At 68.1% G+C, this 16,563-nt stretch carries 16 protein-coding genes and 1 pseudogene; 14 read left to right on the forward strand and 3 right to left on the reverse strand.

Going from position 1 to position 16,563, the window contains the following annotated elements:
* Positions 1-44 precede the first annotated feature (44 nt).
* Positions 45-1,223, reverse strand: a complete 1,179-nt coding sequence (locus BKK80_RS07325; protein WP_071068787.1) for a thiolase family protein — start codon at positions 1,221-1,223, stop codon at positions 45-47.
* Between the two features lie 203 nt (positions 1,224-1,426).
* On the opposite strand from BKK80_RS07325, the gene BKK80_RS07330 reads away from it, so the two are divergent.
* The 3 genes and pseudogenes from BKK80_RS07330 to BKK80_RS35380 all read left to right on the forward strand — a co-directional run.
* Entirely contained in the window at positions 1,427-2,224 is a 798-nt protein-coding gene (locus tag BKK80_RS07330) for an IclR family transcriptional regulator (RefSeq protein WP_071011918.1), read from the forward strand.
* A 41-nt stretch (positions 2,225-2,265) separates the two neighbouring features.
* The gene (locus BKK80_RS07335; protein WP_071068788.1) at positions 2,266-2,718 is read left to right on the forward strand and encodes an AMP-binding enzyme; all 453 of its coding nucleotides are present in this window, start codon (positions 2,266-2,268) and stop codon (positions 2,716-2,718) included.
* Positions 2,719-2,842: 124 nt separating this feature from the next.
* Positions 2,843-3,100, forward strand: a pseudogene (locus BKK80_RS35380) (acyl-CoA dehydrogenase family protein); the annotation flags it as partial.
* A gap of 17 nt (positions 3,101-3,117) precedes the next feature.
* Here the strand turns inward: BKK80_RS35380 and BKK80_RS07345 are convergent.
* Entirely contained in the window at positions 3,118-4,053 is a 936-nt protein-coding gene (locus BKK80_RS07345; protein WP_071016222.1) for a LysR family transcriptional regulator, read from the reverse strand.
* Between the two features lie 14 nt (positions 4,054-4,067).
* A complete protein-coding gene (locus BKK80_RS07350; RefSeq protein ID WP_071011921.1) occupies positions 4,068-4,865 on the reverse strand; it encodes a crotonase/enoyl-CoA hydratase family protein in 798 nt (265 codons plus the stop codon).
* Between the two features lie 406 nt (positions 4,866-5,271).
* Here BKK80_RS07350 and BKK80_RS37345 point away from each other — a divergent pair, with 406 nt between their 5' ends.
* The 11 genes from BKK80_RS37345 (at position 5,272) to cyoB (ending at position 16,563) form a co-directional block, all read left to right on the forward strand.
* The gene (locus BKK80_RS37345; protein ID WP_071068790.1) at positions 5,272-5,595 is read left to right on the forward strand and encodes a Bug family tripartite tricarboxylate transporter substrate binding protein; all 324 of its coding nucleotides are present in this window, start codon (positions 5,272-5,274) and stop codon (positions 5,593-5,595) included.
* Between the two features lie 37 nt (positions 5,596-5,632).
* Positions 5,633-6,790, forward strand: a complete 1,158-nt coding sequence (locus tag BKK80_RS07360) for an acyl-CoA dehydrogenase family protein (protein ID WP_071011925.1) — start codon at positions 5,633-5,635, stop codon at positions 6,788-6,790.
* Between the two features lie 34 nt (positions 6,791-6,824).
* Entirely contained in the window at positions 6,825-7,805 is a 981-nt protein-coding gene (locus BKK80_RS07365; RefSeq protein WP_071037245.1) for an acyl-CoA dehydrogenase, read from the forward strand.
* A gap of 318 nt (positions 7,806-8,123) precedes the next feature.
* Positions 8,124-8,570, forward strand: coding sequence for a DUF1178 family protein (locus BKK80_RS07370; protein ID WP_071011929.1), 447 nt, complete (start codon positions 8,124-8,126; stop codon positions 8,568-8,570).
* A 93-nt stretch (positions 8,571-8,663) separates the two neighbouring features.
* Positions 8,664-9,866 carry an acyl-CoA dehydrogenase family protein gene (locus BKK80_RS07375; RefSeq protein WP_071011931.1) on the forward strand — a complete coding sequence of 401 codons (1,203 nt, stop codon included), beginning with the start codon at positions 8,664-8,666 and terminating at the stop codon, positions 9,864-9,866.
* A 13-nt stretch (positions 9,867-9,879) separates the two neighbouring features.
* A complete protein-coding gene (locus tag BKK80_RS07380) occupies positions 9,880-10,998 on the forward strand; it encodes an acyl-CoA dehydrogenase family protein (RefSeq protein WP_071011933.1) in 1,119 nt (372 codons plus the stop codon).
* A gap of 150 nt (positions 10,999-11,148) precedes the next feature.
* Positions 11,149-11,592 (forward strand): MaoC family dehydratase, encoded by a 444-nt coding sequence (locus BKK80_RS07385; RefSeq protein ID WP_071016224.1) that lies wholly within the window; start codon positions 11,149-11,151, stop codon positions 11,590-11,592.
* Between the two features lie 182 nt (positions 11,593-11,774).
* The gene (locus BKK80_RS07390; protein WP_071068791.1) at positions 11,775-12,254 is read left to right on the forward strand and encodes a MaoC family dehydratase; all 480 of its coding nucleotides are present in this window, start codon (positions 11,775-11,777) and stop codon (positions 12,252-12,254) included.
* Positions 12,255-12,547: 293 nt separating this feature from the next.
* Complete coding sequence (locus BKK80_RS07395) at positions 12,548-12,877, forward strand: hypothetical protein (RefSeq protein ID WP_071011936.1); 330 nt, start codon at positions 12,548-12,550, stop codon at positions 12,875-12,877.
* A 729-nt stretch (positions 12,878-13,606) separates the two neighbouring features.
* Entirely contained in the window at positions 13,607-14,578 is a 972-nt protein-coding gene (cyoA, locus tag BKK80_RS07400) for a ubiquinol oxidase subunit II (protein WP_071011938.1), read from the forward strand.
* A gap of 8 nt (positions 14,579-14,586) precedes the next feature.
* A complete protein-coding gene (cyoB, locus tag BKK80_RS07405; RefSeq protein WP_071011940.1) occupies positions 14,587-16,563 on the forward strand; it encodes a cytochrome o ubiquinol oxidase subunit I in 1,977 nt (658 codons plus the stop codon).

Raw genomic sequence — 16,563 nt, forward strand, 5'->3', positions numbered from 1 at the left:
GGGTCGGGATTCGGGGCGGGATTCGATGGCGGGGCGGTGGCGCTTCACAGGCGCTCGATGATGGTCGCATTGGCCATGCCGCCGGCCTCGCACATCGACTGCAGGCCATAGCGGCCGCCGCTGTCTTCCAGCGCATGCAGCATGGTGGTCATCAGGCGCGCGCCGGAGGCGCCCAGCGGGTGGCCCAGGGCAATCGCGCCGCCGCGCGGATTCAGGCGCGCCGCGTCGGCGCCCAGTGCCTTCTGCCAGGCCAGCGGCACGCAGGCGAAGGCCTCGTTGATCTCGTAGTGGTCGATCTGGTCCAGGCGCAGGCCGCTCTTCTTCAGCGCGCGCTGGCTGGCGGGGATCGGCGCCGTCAGCATGGCCACCGGGTCGTCGCCGCACACATCGAAGGCGACGAAGCGGGCGCGCGGCTTCAGGCCCAGGCGCGCCGCGGCGGACTCGCTCATCAGCAGGATGGCCGCGGCGCCATCGCTGATCTGCGAGGCGTTGCCGGCGGTGACGTTCCAGCCGACCTGCGGGAAGCGGGCGCTCAACTCTTCGTTGCGGAAGGAGGCCTGCAGCGTGCCCAGCTTTTCCACCGAGGTGCCCGCACGGATGGTCTCGTCGTGCTCGACCACGCCGTTCGGCGTGACGATGGGCAGGATCTCGCGGCGGAAGTCGCCGCGCTCGCGGGCGGCGGCGGCGAGCTCGTGCGAGCGTGCCGAATAGCCGTCCATCTGTGCGCGCGACAGCTCGTAGCGGGCGGCCACCAGCTCGGCGGCAACCCCTTGCGACACCAGGCCTGGCGCATAGCGGGCTTCCATCGACGGACCGTAGGGGTTCTGGCCGATGCGCGCCGAACCCATCGGCACGCGGCTCATCGACTCGATGCCGCAGGCGATCACGATGTCGTAGGCGCCGGCCATGATGCCCTGTGCGGCAAAATGCACGGCCTGCTGGCTGGAGCCGCACTTGCGGTCGATGGTGGTGGCGGGCACGTGCTCGGGAAAGCCCGCCGCCAGCCAGGCCACGCGCCCGGGGCCCGCGGACTGCTCGCCGGCCTGGGTCACGCAGCCGGTGATGACGTCGTCCACCAGGCCGGGGTCGAGGCGGTTGCGCTCGACCAGTCCCTTCAGCACCTGGGCCAGCAGTTCGGTGGCATGCAGTTCGGTGAAGGCCGAACCCGGTTTGGAACGGCCCATGGGGCTGCGGATGGCGTCGACGATGACGGCTTGCTGCATGCTGGTCTCCTGTGATGCGGCGGATGGCTTCTGGATCGCTGGATGAGACGGCAGACTCGAAATCCAGTGTCTTTTGTCTCGTTGTGATGCTTTATGGTCCGAAAAGTCTAGCGTAAACGTGGAAATATTTGTTGACTGTCTTCTTATCTGAGGTGCAATATGAATTTAATGAGACTGAAGTATCGAAATGTAGAGGGCGAGGCATGAATCATCCGGTAGCGGCGGGGGACCAGGACGGCGAGGGCCGGCTGGTCAGCGCGCTGGCGCGCGGGGTCTCCATCCTGGGGTGCTTTTCGCCGACGGCACAGGAACTGAGCGGGCGCGAGCTGATGGAGATGACCGGCCTGGCCAAGCCCACCTTGTTCCGCCTGCTCGACACGCTGTGCGAGCTGGGCCTGCTGCGCTACTCGGAACGGGTGTCCAAGTACGTGCCCGGCGTCGGCCTGCTGAACCTGGCGGCGCCGGCGCTGGCGCGCATGACGGTGCGCCAGCTGGCGCGGCCCCTGATGCAGGAACTGGCCGACCACATCTGCGGCCAGCTCGAGCTGACCCTGGGCATCGGCCATACGCTCAGCTACGTCGAGATCGTGCAGGGCGTGGGCAGCAAGGTGTTCCGCCCCGAGGTGGGCATGCGCGTGTCGGTCTCGCGCACCGGCTCGGGCCGCGCCTACCTGTCGCTGATGGCACCCGAGGAGCGCGAGGCTTACCTGGCCGGGCTGAAGGCACAGGATCCGCAGCGCGAGGCCTGGCTGCAGGAGCGCCTGGCCGATGCCGCGCGCGACCTCGAGGAGTACGGCTTCTGCCGCGGCCATCGCGACCTGCACCGGGAAATCGAGTCGATCGCCGTGCCCATGCGGGTGCGCCGCGACGGCGAGGCGTGGATCTTCGCCGCCTCGGTGCCGGTGTACAGCGAGCAGAGCAAGCAGCTCGTCGACAACCTGGGGCCGCGCCTGGTGACGCTGGTACGCAGTGTCGAGGCTTCACTGGGGACGATCGGGTAGTAGAAGGAGAAGGGGTTTCAAACCGGAGGAGACACGCAGTCATGACCAAGCTGCATCGCTGGGCGCAAATACAAGCAGACAAGGCCGCCGAGATCCAGGCCGACACTGGCGCGGTGCTGACCTACGGCGGGCTCGACCGCCGCGCCGGGCGCGTGGGGCGCTGGCTGGTGTCGCTCGGCCTGCTGACGCAGCATCCGGCCGTTTATGACGCCGCCGTGAGCGGGGTGCCCGACGAGGAGTTCGGCGAAGTCGCCAAGGCCGTGGTGCACCTGCGCGACCCGGCCCGGGCCGGCGCCGCCATGGCGCAGGAACTGGTGGATTTCTGCCTGGCCAGGCTGGGCCGCCCGAAACTGCCGCGCACCGTGGTGTTCGACAACCCGCTGCCGCGCCTGGAGACGGGCAAGCTGCTGCGCCGCGAACTCAAGGAGCGCTATCGCGGCCGCCCGGGCGAGGGCTTCGCGGTGCAGGCGCGCCGCGCCGCAGCCGACGCCTGAATCCCCATCCCAGCCCATTCCAGTCCATCCCGGGCCGGCGCGTCTCGCGGAGGTGCCGGCCGAGCCTTGCAAGGAAGCCGTCATGCGTAGTGTTTTCCGTGAAGACCACGAACAGTTCCGTACCCAGATGCTGCGCGTCTTCGTCGACGATTGCCTGGCGCTGCACCTGCGCCGCGAGCTGAGCCCGGACCGCGCGGCCATGGCCAAGCTCAATGCCACCGAGATGCAGGGCCGCGTGCTCGACGAGTTCCTGCAACTGCACGGCGGTTAAGGCTACATGAGCGAATACGCGATCGGCGGCGCCTGGGTCGACGCACGCGTGCAGCGCATCTTCGGCGGCAGCAGCGAAATCATGCGCGAGATCATCGCGCGCACGCTGTAGCGCCGGGCGCGCGCTGACTAGGCTGCGGCGGCGCCGTGCGCGGGCGCCCGGCCGGCGCGCGGCAGCGGGAAGACCCGCGCCGCCACGTCGCGGAAGCGCTGCGCGGCGGCGCTCTGCTGGTCGGGGCGGTAGGCCAGGGCGAGCCCGATCGCGGCCGCGGCCGGATAGTCCTCCAGTTCCCGGTAGACGATACGCTCGCTGGCGAAGCGCTGCATGATGGACGGCACCAGGGCTACGCCCAGCCCGCTTTCCACCAGCGCGAGCACGGTCTGCACCTGGATGGCTTCCTGCGCCACGCGCGGCACGAAGCCGGCGAGCTGGCAGGCCGACATGGCGGCGCTGTGCAGGCCGGCCGCCTCGTCGGCGGCGTACATGATGAAGCGTTCCCCGGCCAGCTCGGCCAGGCGCAGCGGCCCCTTGCCGGCGAGCGCGTTGCCGCGCGGCAGCGCGGCCACGAAGCCGTCGTGCTCGAGCGGCAGCAGGGTGGCGCCCGAGTGGCGCAGCAGCGGCGTGCGCACCAGCCCGACGTCGAGCGCTTCCTCGTCCAGCCATTGCAGGATGCGCGCCGAGGTGGCCTCGCGCAGCACCAGCTCCACGCCGGGGTACTCGGCACGGAAGATCGGCACCAGGCGCGGCAGCAGCGCGAAGGTGGTGGAGCCGACGAAGCCCACGCGCAGCACGCCGCCGGTGCCGCTGTCCGCGCTGCGCGCGGCATCGGAGAATTGCGCGGCGTGGAACAGCATGCGGCGTGCCTCGGCGAGCGCGGCGCGGCCGCTTGGCGTCAGCGCCACGCCGCGCGCGTCGCGCGTGAACAGCGTGGTGCCGAGTTCGGCCTCCAGTTTCTGGATCGACACCGACAGCGGTGGCTGCGCCATGTGCAGGCGCTCGGCAGCGCGGCGGAAATTCAGCGTTTCCGCCAGCACGACGAAATGCCGGATGCGGCGCAGGTCCATGGGGCTGCGCCGGCTCACTGGCCGGTGAAGACCGGCTGGCGCTTTTCCAGGAAGGCCTGCACCGCTTCGCGATGGTCGGCGGTCTGATGCGACAGTGCCTGCAAGCCGGCCGACAGTTCCAGCAGCGTGTCCAGGCGGCTGTGCATGCCTTCGCGCATCAGCCGCTTGGCCATGCGCACCGCGTGCGGCGGGTTGGCGGCGATGCGCGCGGCGATGTCGAGGGCCGTCGGCAGCAGTTGCTCGGCCGGCACCACGCGCGAGACCAGGTTCCATTCGAGGGCCTGGCGGGCATCGATCGGCGTGCCGGTGAAGGTCATCTCGGCGGCGCGCGACAGCCCGATCACGCGCGGCAGCAGCCAGGCGCCGCCATCGCCGGGAATGATGCCGAGCTTGACGAAGCTCTCGGCGAACTGGGCCTGCTCCGCGGCGATGCGGATGTCGCACATGCAGGCCAGGTCGAGGCCGGCGCCCATGGCCGGGCCGTTGACTGCGGCGATCACCGGCACCTCCAGGTTGAACAGGGCCAGCGGCAGGCGCTGGATGCCGTTGCGGTAGTCCTGGCGGATCTCCAGGCCGCTGACGGCGCCCGATGCCTGGCGTTCCATGTCGCGGATATTGCCGCCGGTGGAGAAGGCGGCGCCGGCGCCGGTGAGGACCACCGCGCGCACGCTGCGGTCGTCGCGGATGCGAGCGATGGCGGCGAGGAAGTCGTCGACCGCGCTGTTGCCGGTCAGCGGGTTGCGCCGCTCGGGCTCGTTCATGGTCAGGGTCACGATGTGGCCCTGTTGCTCGTATCGCAGGAAATCCGCCATTTGTCCTTGTCTCTCCGTATGGGTTCGTTCTGCTTGCCGCAGTCGCGGCACACGTTGCTGCGCACGGCCGCCGGGGGCAAGGCTAAGGGAGGCGGACTCGGCTTGTCCAATATCCGTTTGCACAGGAGCGATATCGCCGGGATATTGCGCTGCCGCGCCTGCCGCGCCTGCCGCGCCAAGCCTGCCCAAGGCGCAGGCGGGCCAAGATGGCGCGGTATTCCGACGGCTTGTCCTCGGCGGGGGCGTGCGGGAAGAGCTGTCCAGCGCCGCTGTGGCCAGGGCTTCCAGGGGGCATTCGCCGGCATCCGCCCGATACCGATTCGATATCGGGAGCTTGCAAATCAATATTGGACGGGGCCCGCGCGACGCCCTTACTCTGTCGCATCCGCCGCCGTCCGCGCATCTGATGTTCGGTGCGCTGCCGTCGTCGATGCCACACGCGCGCGCCGGTAAGCTGCATGCCCTGGCGATCCTGGACGCGACCCGATTCCCGCTGATGCCCGAGGTGCCCACGCTGCGCGAGCTGGGCTTCAACGATACCGAGGCCAGCGCCTGGTTCGGCGTGGTGGCGCCGGCGCGCACGCCGCGTGCCATCGGCGCGCAGCCGATGATGCCGGGCAGCCCGGAGGCGTTCGGCCGCTTCGTCGAGGACGAGCGCGCGCGCTGGATCCCGGTCGCCAAGGCGCTCGGGGTCGGGGCGGAACGAGCGGCGCCAGGACCGCAACCGTGACTGTGTATGACCGATTGACCGATAAGGGAGTCGAAGTTTGGACAACTTGCTGAGTGCCTTCCGGCTGGCGGCCTTGCCGGCTGAAGCCGAGGCCTTCCGCGCCGATGTGAAGGCCTTCCTGCGCGACAACCAGCCGGCCGCGCCGGCTGACGTGCGTGCCCGCTCGTGGATGGGTTTCGATGCGGCCTTCAGCCGCCGGCTCGCCGCGCGCGGCTGGGTCGGCCTGACGCTGCCGGCCTCCTACGGCGGTGCCGGCATGGACGCCTTCCGGCGCTTCGTGCTGGTCGAGGAACTGCTGGCGGCGGGGGCGCCGGTGTCGGCGCACTGGATCGCCGACCGCCAGAGCGGTCCGCTGATCCTGAAGTACGGCACCGAGGCGCAGAAGCGCTTCTATCTGCCGCGCATCTGCGCCGGCGACGCCTTCTTCTGCATCGGCATGAGCGAGCCGGGCTCCGGCTCGGACCTGGCCAGCGTGCGCACCCGGGCAACGCGCTGCGAGGAGGGCTGGCGCCTGTCGGGGCGCAAGATCTGGACCACCAATGCCGACCACTGCCACTACATGATCGCGCTGGTGCGCTCCTCCGGCGCGCCGGAGGACCGGCAGCGGGGGCTATCGCAGTTCATCGTCGACCTGTCGCTGCCGGGCGTGACGGTGCGCCCCATCCGCGACCTGACCGGCGATGCGCATTTCTCGGAGGTCAGCTTCGACGATGTGCTGCTGGCGCCAGACGCGCTGGTGGGCGACGAAGGCAGCGGCTGGGAACAGGTGACGGCGGAACTGGCTTTCGAACGCAGCGGTCCGGAACGCATCTACTCGAGCATCGCCTTGCTGGAGCACTGGCTGGCGGGACTGCGGCGCGGCGCGCCAGGCGCGGAGCAGATCGCACTGGCCGGGCGCTTCGCCACCCACCTGTGCACGCTGCGCAGCATGTCGGTGGCGGTCACCGCGCGGCTGGCACGTGGCGAGAGCCCGGTGGTCGAGGCGGCGCTGGTCAAGGACATCGGCACCGAGTTCGAGCAGTCGATCCCGGCCCTGATCGAGGCGCTGTGCGGTGCCGAGCCGGGCGCCGAGATCGATGCCGAACTGGTCCGCACGGTGGCCTACCTGAGCCAGATCTCACCGACCTTTTCGCTGCGCGGCGGAACCCGCGAGATCCTGCGCGGCATGATCGCGCGCGGCCTGGGGCTGCGCTGAGCGGGCCCGTCACCCCATCGAGAGAACCTGAGCGATGTTCGTAGAAGCCATCGAGGCCATCCTGAAAGACCAATGCACGCCGGCCTTCGTGCGCAAGGTGGAGGCTGGTGCGCCGGCTGCGCCGTTGTGGGACGCTCTGGCCGACGCCGGCTTCCTCGAGTTGCTGGCACCGGAGGCCGCGGGTGGCGCCGGGCTTACCCTGGCCGAAGCCTTCCCGGTCTTCACCGCGCTGGGACGGCACGCCGTGCCGGCGCCGGTGGCACAAAGCCTGGCCGCGCGTGCGCTGCTGGCGCCGCACGGCGTGGCCGTACCGGCCGGCATGGTCACGCTCGCGCCGGCGCTGCGCGCCGAAGGCGAGGGTGGCTATTGCGCCCAGACGCCCTTCGGCATGCTTGCCGGCCATGTGCTGGCCGATGCCGGCAGCGACCTCGTGCTGCTGGACTGCGCCGCCGCCGAGCGCGTCGCCGCCGGCGTGCACGGCAGCCAGTGCGCCACGCTGCGCTGGGCGCGCGCCGAGCCCTTGCTGCGCCTGCCCGGGGCAGGCGGCGGGGTGCAGGCTTTCGGCGCCGCCCTGCATGCGGCGCTGCTGGCGGGCGCCATGAGCCGCGTGTTCGAGCTGACGCTGCAGTACGGCAACGACCGCGCCCAGTTCGGCAAGTCGATCGGCAAGTTCCAGGCCATCCAGCACCAGCTTGCCGTGATGGCGGAACATGTGGCGGCGGCCGGCACCGCCGCCGAACTCGCCTTCCGCGGCGACCGCCCGGTGCCGGCCATGCTGGGGGCGGCCATCGCCAAGGCGCGTACCAGCGAGGCCGTCGGCGTGGTCGCGGCCAGCGCGCATGCGGTGCACGGTGCGATCGGCGTCACTGAGGAATATGATCTGCAACTGCTGACACGCCGGCTGCACGAATGGCGCATGGCGCACGGCTCCGAGGCCTACTGGCACCGGTTCGTCGGGGAGGCCCTGCTGGCCTGGCGCGGCAGCGCCAGCGACTTCGCGCGCCAGGCAGCCTGAGCGCCCCGGGGGGGGCGGCGCACCTGCCGTCGCCGCCCCGCTGTCCCGGCGCGGCCCCGCTGCACGAGGCTTTGCAAGCCAGCGTTCCTCCGCCCCCGGGGCGCCGGCATGGCCGCGGCAGCGCCCCTTTCCACCTGCTGTTAAGCTTGTATCGGGCAGGGCGTCCTCGCCTTGCCGTTTTGCATGGCAGAATCCCTGCCGCATCCGCCATTTTTCGGCGCTTGCGGCGGGTTTGGAGCGGTTCGCAAAAAAATTAGCACGACCGTTCACAAAATTTCGATTCACGGATAATATTGCTTTCGACGGGCTGGAAAGATCATGAAGGTGCTCGACCTGCGCTGTGCGCATGACCATCGTTTCGAGGGCTGGTTCGCCTCGGAGGAGGAGGCGCAGAACCAGATCGCGCGTGACCTCGTCCAGTGCCCGGTCTGCGGCGACCACGCCGTGAGCCGGCTGCCGAGCGCGCCGCGCCTGAATCTCTCGGGCGCCGTGGCGCCGGCGCAGGGCTCCGGCGAATCCTCGCCGACCGCACGGCAGGCGGCGCTGCAGGCGCTGTACCTGAAGGCGGTGCGGCAGGTGCTGGCGCAGACCGAGGACGTGGGGGAACGCTTTGCCGAGGAGGCGAGGCGCATGCACTACGAAGAGGCGCCCGAGCGCGGTATCCGCGGCTCGGCGTCGGCCGAAGAGGTGCAGGCGCTGGCCGAGGAGGGCATCGATACCATCCAGCTCGTGGTGCCGGACGCGCTCAAGCAGACGGCCCACTGAATTGCGTCCTGTGCCCGTTCCCGCCGGTGCATGACGCGCAGGCAGAACAACGCGCCGGTCATTTAGACGCCGGCATCATCACTGGAGACGGGCATGGATCTCAACTACTCGGCGGCCGACGACGCCTTCCGCGCGGAAGTGCGCGGCTGGCTGGAGGCCAATCTGCCGGCGGACATCCGCAGCAAGGTGCTGAACCACCGGCGTCCGAACCGCGACGACCTGGTGCGCTGGCACAAGATTCTGGCCGGCAACGGCTGGTCGGCGCCGCACTGGCCCGTGCAGTTCGGCGGCACCGGCTGGAACGCCACCCAGCGTCATATCTGGGATGAAGAGAACGCCCGTGTCGGCGCGCCCGGCGTGCTGCCCTTCGGTGTCGCCATGGTGGCACCGGTGATCATGAAGTACGGCAACGAGCAGCAGAAGCAGTACTACCTGCCGCGCATCCTGGACTGCACCGACTGGTGGTGCCAGGGCTATTCCGAGCCGGGTTCGGGTTCCGACCTGGCTTCGCTGAAGACGCGCGCCCAGCTGACCTCGGACGGCAAGCACTACATCGTCAACGGCCAGAAGACCTGGACCACGCTCGGCCAGCACGCCGACATGATCTTCTGCCTGGTGCGCACCGATCCCGAGGCCAAGCAGCAGGAGGGCATCTCCTTCCTGCTGATCGACATGAAGACCCCGGGCATCACCGTGCGCCCCATCATCATGCTGGACGAAGAGCATGAGGTGAACGAGGTCTTCTTCGACAACGTGCAGGTGCCGGTCGAGAACCGCGTCGGCGAAGAGAACAAGGGCTGGACCTACGCCAAGTACCTGCTCGGCCACGAGCGCACCGGCATCGCCCGCGTGGGCAATTCCAAGCGCGAACTGGGCTTCCTCAAGCGCGTGGCGCGCCAGCAGCAGAAGAACGGCAAGCCGCTGCTCGAGGATCCGGTGTTCGGCGCCAAGGTCGCCGCGCTGGAAGTCGAGCTGATGGCGCTGGAGATCACCGTGCTGCGCGTGGTGTCGAGCGAGGCCGCAGGCAAGGGCCCCGGCCCGGAAGCCTCGATGCTCAAGATCAAGGGCACCGAGATCCAGCAGCTGCTGACCGAGCTGATGGTCGAGGCCGTCGGCCCCTACGCCCAGCCCTTCGATCCGGCCTACCTGGAGTGCGAGCACGAGCATGCCGTGACCGGCTACGACGATGCCGCGCCGCTGGCCGCGTACTACTTCAACTATCGGAAGACCTCCATCTACGGCGGCTCCAACGAAATTCAGAAGAACATCATCAGCAAGATGATCCTGGGGCTGTGAGGAGACACGCGACATGAACTTCAATCTGAGCGACGAACAGAAGCAGCTCGCCGACGCGATCCACCGCTTCATCGACAAGAGCTACGACTTCGAGACCCGCAAGAAGGGCATCCAGACCTCCGCCGGCCACAGCGACTCCGCCTGGGGCGCGCTGGTCGAGCTGGGCCTGACCGCGCTGCCGGTGCCGGAAGCGCAGGGCGGCTTCTCCGGCAAGGCGGTCGACATGATGGTGGTGATGCAGGAGCTCGGCCGCGGCCTGGTGGTCGAGCCCTACCTGGCCACCGTGGTGGCCGCGCACGCGCTGAAGCTGGCCGGCGGCCAGGAAGCGCTGCTGGAGCAGGTGGCCGGTGGCGAACTCAAGCTGGCCACCGCCTTCAACGAGCCGCAAGCCCGCTATGCGCTCAATGACGTGCGCGTCACGGCCAAGGACGGCAAGCTGAACGGCCGCAAGGTCGTGGCCATCCACGGCGCGCAGGCCGACAAGCTGGTGGTGTCGGCGCGCACCGGCGGCGCCGAGGCCGACCTGGACGGCATCTCGCTGTTCCTGGTGGACGTCAAGGGTGCCGGTGTCAGCGTCACCGACTACCGCACCATCGACAACCTGCGCGCGGCCGACATCCAGTTCCAGGATGCGCCGGCCACGCTGCTGGGCAGCGCAGGCAAGGCCTGGCCGATCATCGAGGAGAGCGCCGACTACGCCGCCGTGCTGCTGTGCGCAGAGGCGGTCGGCGTGATGGACACGCTCAACGCCGCCACGCTGGAATACGCCAAGACGCGCCAGCAGTTCGGCGTGCCGATCGCGCGCTTCCAGGCGCTGCAGCACCGCATGGTGGAGATGTTCATCCATGCCGAGCAGTCGCGCTCGATCACGCTGCTGGCCGCGGCGCGCTTCGAAGAGTCGTCGCCCGAGGAGCGCCGCCGCTTTGCCTCCGCCGCCAAGGCACGCGTCGGCCAGGCCGCGCGCGCGGTCGGCCAGGAGGCGGTGCAGATCCACGGCGGCATGGGCGTGACCAACGAACTGCCGGCCGCGCACATGTTCAAGCGCCTGACGCTGATCAACACCACCTTCGGCGACGTGGACCATCACCTGGGCCGCTTCGCCGCACAGCCGGGCTTCCAGCAGGCAGCCTGATGCGCGTCCGCGCGCAGTGAGCAGACAAGCCGCGCCGGTGGTCCGGGCGCGGCTTTTTTGCTTCCGGGCACGTCCCCGGCGGTGGTGCCGGCATGACGCAGGCCTCAACCCAGAACCGGCCCGAGCGGCCACTTGCAGGTCACAATCACCATGCTTTACTTCGAAGACTTCACGGTCGGCAGCAAGCGCGACCTGGGCTCCTACCACGTCACCGAGGAAGAGATCCTGGCCTTCGCCCGCCAGTACGATCCACAGCCCTTCCATACCGACAAGGAGGCCGCCGCCAGGAGCATCTACGGCGGCCTGATCTCCAGCGGCTGGATGACCTGCGGCATCATGATGCGGCTGGTGGTCAACAGCATGGTCGGCAAGTCCGCCAGCATGGGCTCGCCCGGCGTGGACGGCATCCGCTGGCTCAAGCCCGTCTACGCGGGCGACACGCTCAGCGTCACCCTGAGCGTGCTGGAGTCGCGCCCGTCCCAGTCCAAGCCCGACCGCGGCGTGGTGCACACGCTGTGGGAGGCCACCAACCAGCGCGGCGAACTGGTCTGCACGGTCAAGGGCATGGGCATGTACGGGCGCCGGCCCGCCTGAGCGGGAATCCGGCGCGGCAGGCACAATGGGCTGGCATGACGCCGCCGCAGCCCGGCCCTGGACCTGTCGGCCGGGCGCGGTTCACGACCCGGCCCGAGCTGGACGAATTGCCAGCAAAGCAAGACTAAGCACAGCCAACCGAAGCCAACCAAAGCCAACTCAAGACGATAGAAGGAGACAGGATGCGCACCATTGCCTCGCTCGAGGAGCTCGAGAGCCTGCAAGGCCAGGAAGTCGCCGTCAGCAACTGGATGGAGATCACCCAGCAGCAGGTCAACCTCTTCGCCGAAGCCACCGGCGACCACCAGTGGATCCACGTCGACGTGGAACGGGCCAGGCGCGAGTCGCCGTTCGGCGCCCCGGTCGCTCACGGTTTCCTCACCTTGTCGCTGCTGCCCGCCATGATGCAGAGCGCGCTCGACATGCCCGGCGTCAAGATGGGGGTCAACTACGGCCTGAACCGCGTACGCTTCACCTCGCCGGTGCCGGTGGGCAGCCGCCTGCGCGCACGCATCAGGCTGCTCAAGGTGGAGCGCCTGGATCCGCTGCCGAATGCGCCGGGCCTGGTCGGTGCCCAGTCGACCTGGGAAGTGACCATGGAACGTGAAGGCAGCGACCGTCCGGTCTGTGTGGCCGAATCGATCAGCCGCCGCTACTCCTGACGCCGGGCCGCTGTGACGCCGGCAGAGGGCATACGCGCCACCCTGTCGCTATCCTGCTGGCATCCTGCGTAGATTCCACTTGGAAAGGCCGCCATGTGCGGCCTTTTTTCCTGTCGGCCGCGCCATCTGCCGGCCTACCCGGCTGTGCCGGGCGCCTTCCGCATTACAAACGGATACAACTGTAGCGATTCCACAAAGCCTGGCAGGCTTGCGCGGCCCTAGAGTGCAGGCGTGGAGCAGCCGGGCATGGAACCTGGCGCCCCGTTACACGGACAAAGATCGGACGGATAGATATGAAATACATCGGCTTGATTTGCATGGCGGCGGCGGGGCTGCTGGCCAGTGCAGGCGCGCAGGCGCACGTTGACGTGGGGATCGGCATCGGTATTCCGGCGCCGGTCGTGGTCGCGCCGCCGGTGTATGTCGCGCCTGCCCCGGTCTATGCACCGCCGCCGCCGGTCTACGCGGCTCCGGCCTACGCGCCTCCCGTCGTGGTGGCACCGGGCCCCGGCTACTGGGGGCCGGGATGGCGCGAGCGGCACTGGCGTGAGCGGGAATGGCGCGAGCACGAGTGGCGTGACCACGAGTGGCGCGAGCATGAGCGCCGCGAGCACTGGCGCTAGCCGGACCTGCGGGGCGGGCGGGCAGCGGAGACAGGACTCCCGCCGGCAGCCTGCTGCACAGCAGCGCGGAGGTCGGGAACTCCGCGCTTTTTCGTTGTGCCACTACGACAAATCGCGCAGAAAGACCCTGTCGCACATGGGGCGACATATTGTCGCACCCCGGCGCACCACGTAGTCTTCCGGATTGCCTTCGGCGTACCCGGATCTAGTGGGAAGGCTTCCTCCACCATCTCCCCGTCACACCCGGCGGGCGCAGGCATGGCAAGGGCTGGCCGGTCCGGCCGCCTGCCGGCCGGCGGTGGCGCCGGCCACTCTCCCTGGCACCGCCAAGGTGCGCATCCCCGACCTGCCTTCGTCATTGTCCGATTTTCCGGACAGTGTGTCCGGTACCTGTGGTTTACCCTGCATGTTGCGTTGCGATAAATTCGCGCCACGATGTTTGCCGCCTCGCCCCCTTCGCCTGCAGATAGCGCTCGCCTATTGAGCCGGCGGGGCAGGCACCGCCATGCGAATACCCCCCAATGCGGACCGCCTGGCCGGTTCGGCGCAGTCGCCCACAAGGTGATGCCCGGATCGGCCTGAAGCAACGGTCGGCCGCATGCTCCCGGGCCAATGCCCCGGGCTCCGCGCTCCGGTTTCCTTTCCCCAGTCCTTCCCCGCCTCGCGCTCCCGCGCCAGGCAGTGAAGCCGCGTCGTGCCTAGCCGCGGCGAACTCAACCCAGTCGTGACATGAAGAAATATAAACCTCCGCGTTGGACGCGGTTCCTGCCCAGCTTGGGCTTGCTGCTGCTTGGCGGCTGCAACATGGGTGTGCTCGATCCGAAGGGCGCGATCGGCATCGAGGAGCGCTCCATCATCATCACGGCCACCTGGCTGATGCTGCTGGTGGTCGTGCCCGTCATCATCATGACGCTGGCATTCGCCTGGAAATACCGCGAGAGCAACAAGGCGGCGCGCTACGAGCCCGACTGGTCGCACTCCACCGCCATCGAGGTGGTGGTGTGGCTGATCCCCTGCCTGATCATCATGGTGCTGGGCTACATCACCTGGAAGTCTTCGCACGACCTGGACCCGTACAAGCCCATCGAATCCGAAGTCAAGCCGATCACCATCGAGGCCGTCGCACTGGATTGGAAGTGGTTGTTCATCTACCCGGACCAGCACGTCGCCACCATCAACGAGATCGCCTTCCCGGTCAACACGCCGGTGAACTTCAAGATCACCTCGGATTCGGTGATGAACTCGTTCTTCATCCCGCAACTGGGCAGCATGATCTATGCGATGGCCGGGATGGAAACCAAGCTGCACCTGATCGCCAACCATGCCGGCGTGTACGACGGCATGTCGTCGAACTACAGCGGCGGCGGCTTCTCGGGCATGAAGTTCAAGGCCAAGGCGATGTCGGGCTTCGAGTTCGAGCAGTGGCTCAAGCAGGTCAAGGCGTCCCCGCGCGAACTGACCCTGGCCGATTACGAAAAGCTGGCCCAGCCCAGCGAGAAGGAGCCGGTGACCCTGTTCGCCAAGGTTGACCCGAACCTGTTCCACGGCGTCCTGCACAAGTACATGGATGGCACCGGTGGCGCCATCGCCGGCGGCGGCACCTCCTACGGTCCCGTCTGCACCTCGCGCAACACGATCGGCACCGGCCAGCAGGTGTCCATGGCCGTGCCCGCCGTCGCGGCGCCGGGCTCGAATTCCTAGGAGCAAGAATGTTTGGCAAATTGACACTGGAGGCCATTCCGTACCACGAGCCCATCATCATGGGCGCGCTGGGCGGGGCAGGCCTGGCAGGGCTGGCGGTATTCGCCCTGATCACTTACTTCGGCAAGTGGAAGCCGCTGTGGAATGACTGGATCACTTCGGTCGACCACAAGAAGATCGGCATCATGTACTCGCTGGTCGCGCTGATCATGCTGCTGCGCGGCTTCGCCGACGCCATCATGATGCGTACCCAGCTCGCGCTGGCCACCAACGGCAACCCGGGCATCCTGCCGCCCGAGCACTACGACCAGATCTTCACCGCCCACGGCGTGATCATGATCTTCTTCGTGGCGATGCCGCTGATGACCGGCCTGATGAACCTGGTCGTGCCGCTGCAGATCGGCGCGCGCGACGTGGCCTTCCCGTTCCTGAACACGCTGAGCTTCTGGCTGTTCGTGGCCGGTGCCATGCTGGTCAACGTCTCGCTGGGCGTCGGCGAATTCGCCCGCACCGGCTGGCTGGCCTACCCGCCGCTGTCCGAGCTGGCCTACAGCCCGGGCGTGGGGGTCGACTACTACTTGTGGGCCCTGCAGATCTCAGGCCTCGGTACCTTGCTGACCGGCGTCAACTTCCTGGTGACCATCCTCAAGATGCGCGCGCCGGGCATGACCCTGATGCGCATGCCGGTCTTCACCTGGACCGCGCTGTGCACCAACGTGCTGATCCTGGCCTCGTTCCCCGTGCTGACCGTGACCCTGGCGCTGCTGGGCCTGGACCGCTACCTGGGCATGCACTTCTTCACGAACGAGATGGGCGGCAACGCCATGATGTACGTGAACATGATCTGGATCTGGGGCCACCCTGAGGTCTACATCCTGATCCTGCCTGCCTTCGGCATCTTCTCGGAAATCATCTCGACCTTCTCGGGCAAGAAGCTGTTCGGCTACAAGGGCATGGTCTACGCCACCTGCTGCATCATGGTGCTGTCGTTCCTGGTCTGGCTGCACCACTTCTTCACGATGGGCTCCGGCGCCAACGTCAATGCCTTCTTCGGCATCACGACCATGATCATCTCCATCCCGACCGGGGTGAAGATCTTCAACTGGCTGTTCACCATGTACCGCGGCCGCGTGCGCATGACCACCCCGGTCATGTGGACCCTGGGCTTCATGGTCACCTTCGTGATCGGCGGCATGACCGGCGTGCTGATGGCGGTGCCGGCGGCTGACTTCGTGCTGCACAACAGCCTGTTCCTGATCGCCCACTTCCACAACGTGATCATCGGCGGCGTGCTGTTCGGCTACCTGGCCGGCGTGACCTACTGGTTCCCGAAGGCCTTCGGCTTCAAGCTGGACGAGCGCCTCGGCAAGTGCGCCTTCTGGTGCTGGCTGGTGGGCTTCTACTTCGCCTTCATGCCGCTGTACGCACTGGGCCTGATGGGCATGACCCGCCGCCTGAACCACACCGACAACCCGGAATGGACCCCGTTCCTGCACGTGGCCGTGATCGGCGCGGTGCTGATCGGCCTGGGCATCGTGTTCCAGGTGCTGCAGATCATCGTGTCGATCCGCAACCGCAAGGCGCTGGCCGACGTGACCGGCGATCCGTGGAACGGCCGCACCCTGGAGTGGGCCACCTCGTCGCCGCCCCCGTTCTATAACTTCGCGCACACCCCGGTGGTGCAGGACCTCGACGCCCTCGCCGACATGAAGGCCCGTGGCGACGTGCCGAAGAAGGAAGCGCACTACGACCAGATCCACATGCCCAAGAACACCGGCGCAGGCTTCTTCATCGGTGCCTTCAGCCTGGTGTTCGGCTTCGCCCTGACCTGGCACATCTGGTGGCTGGCCATCGTCGGCCTGGTCGGCATGATCGTCTCCTTCATCGTCCGCAGCAACGACGACCACATCGACTACTACGTGCCCGCGAAGGAAGTCGAAGCCGTCGAAGCGCGCCATTTTGACCGTCTCGCGTCGCAGGCCTGA

Origin of the sequence: Cupriavidus malaysiensis (genome assembly GCF_001854325.1) — a bacterium.
Classification (GTDB): Bacteria; Pseudomonadota; Gammaproteobacteria; order Burkholderiales; family Burkholderiaceae; genus Cupriavidus; species Cupriavidus malaysiensis.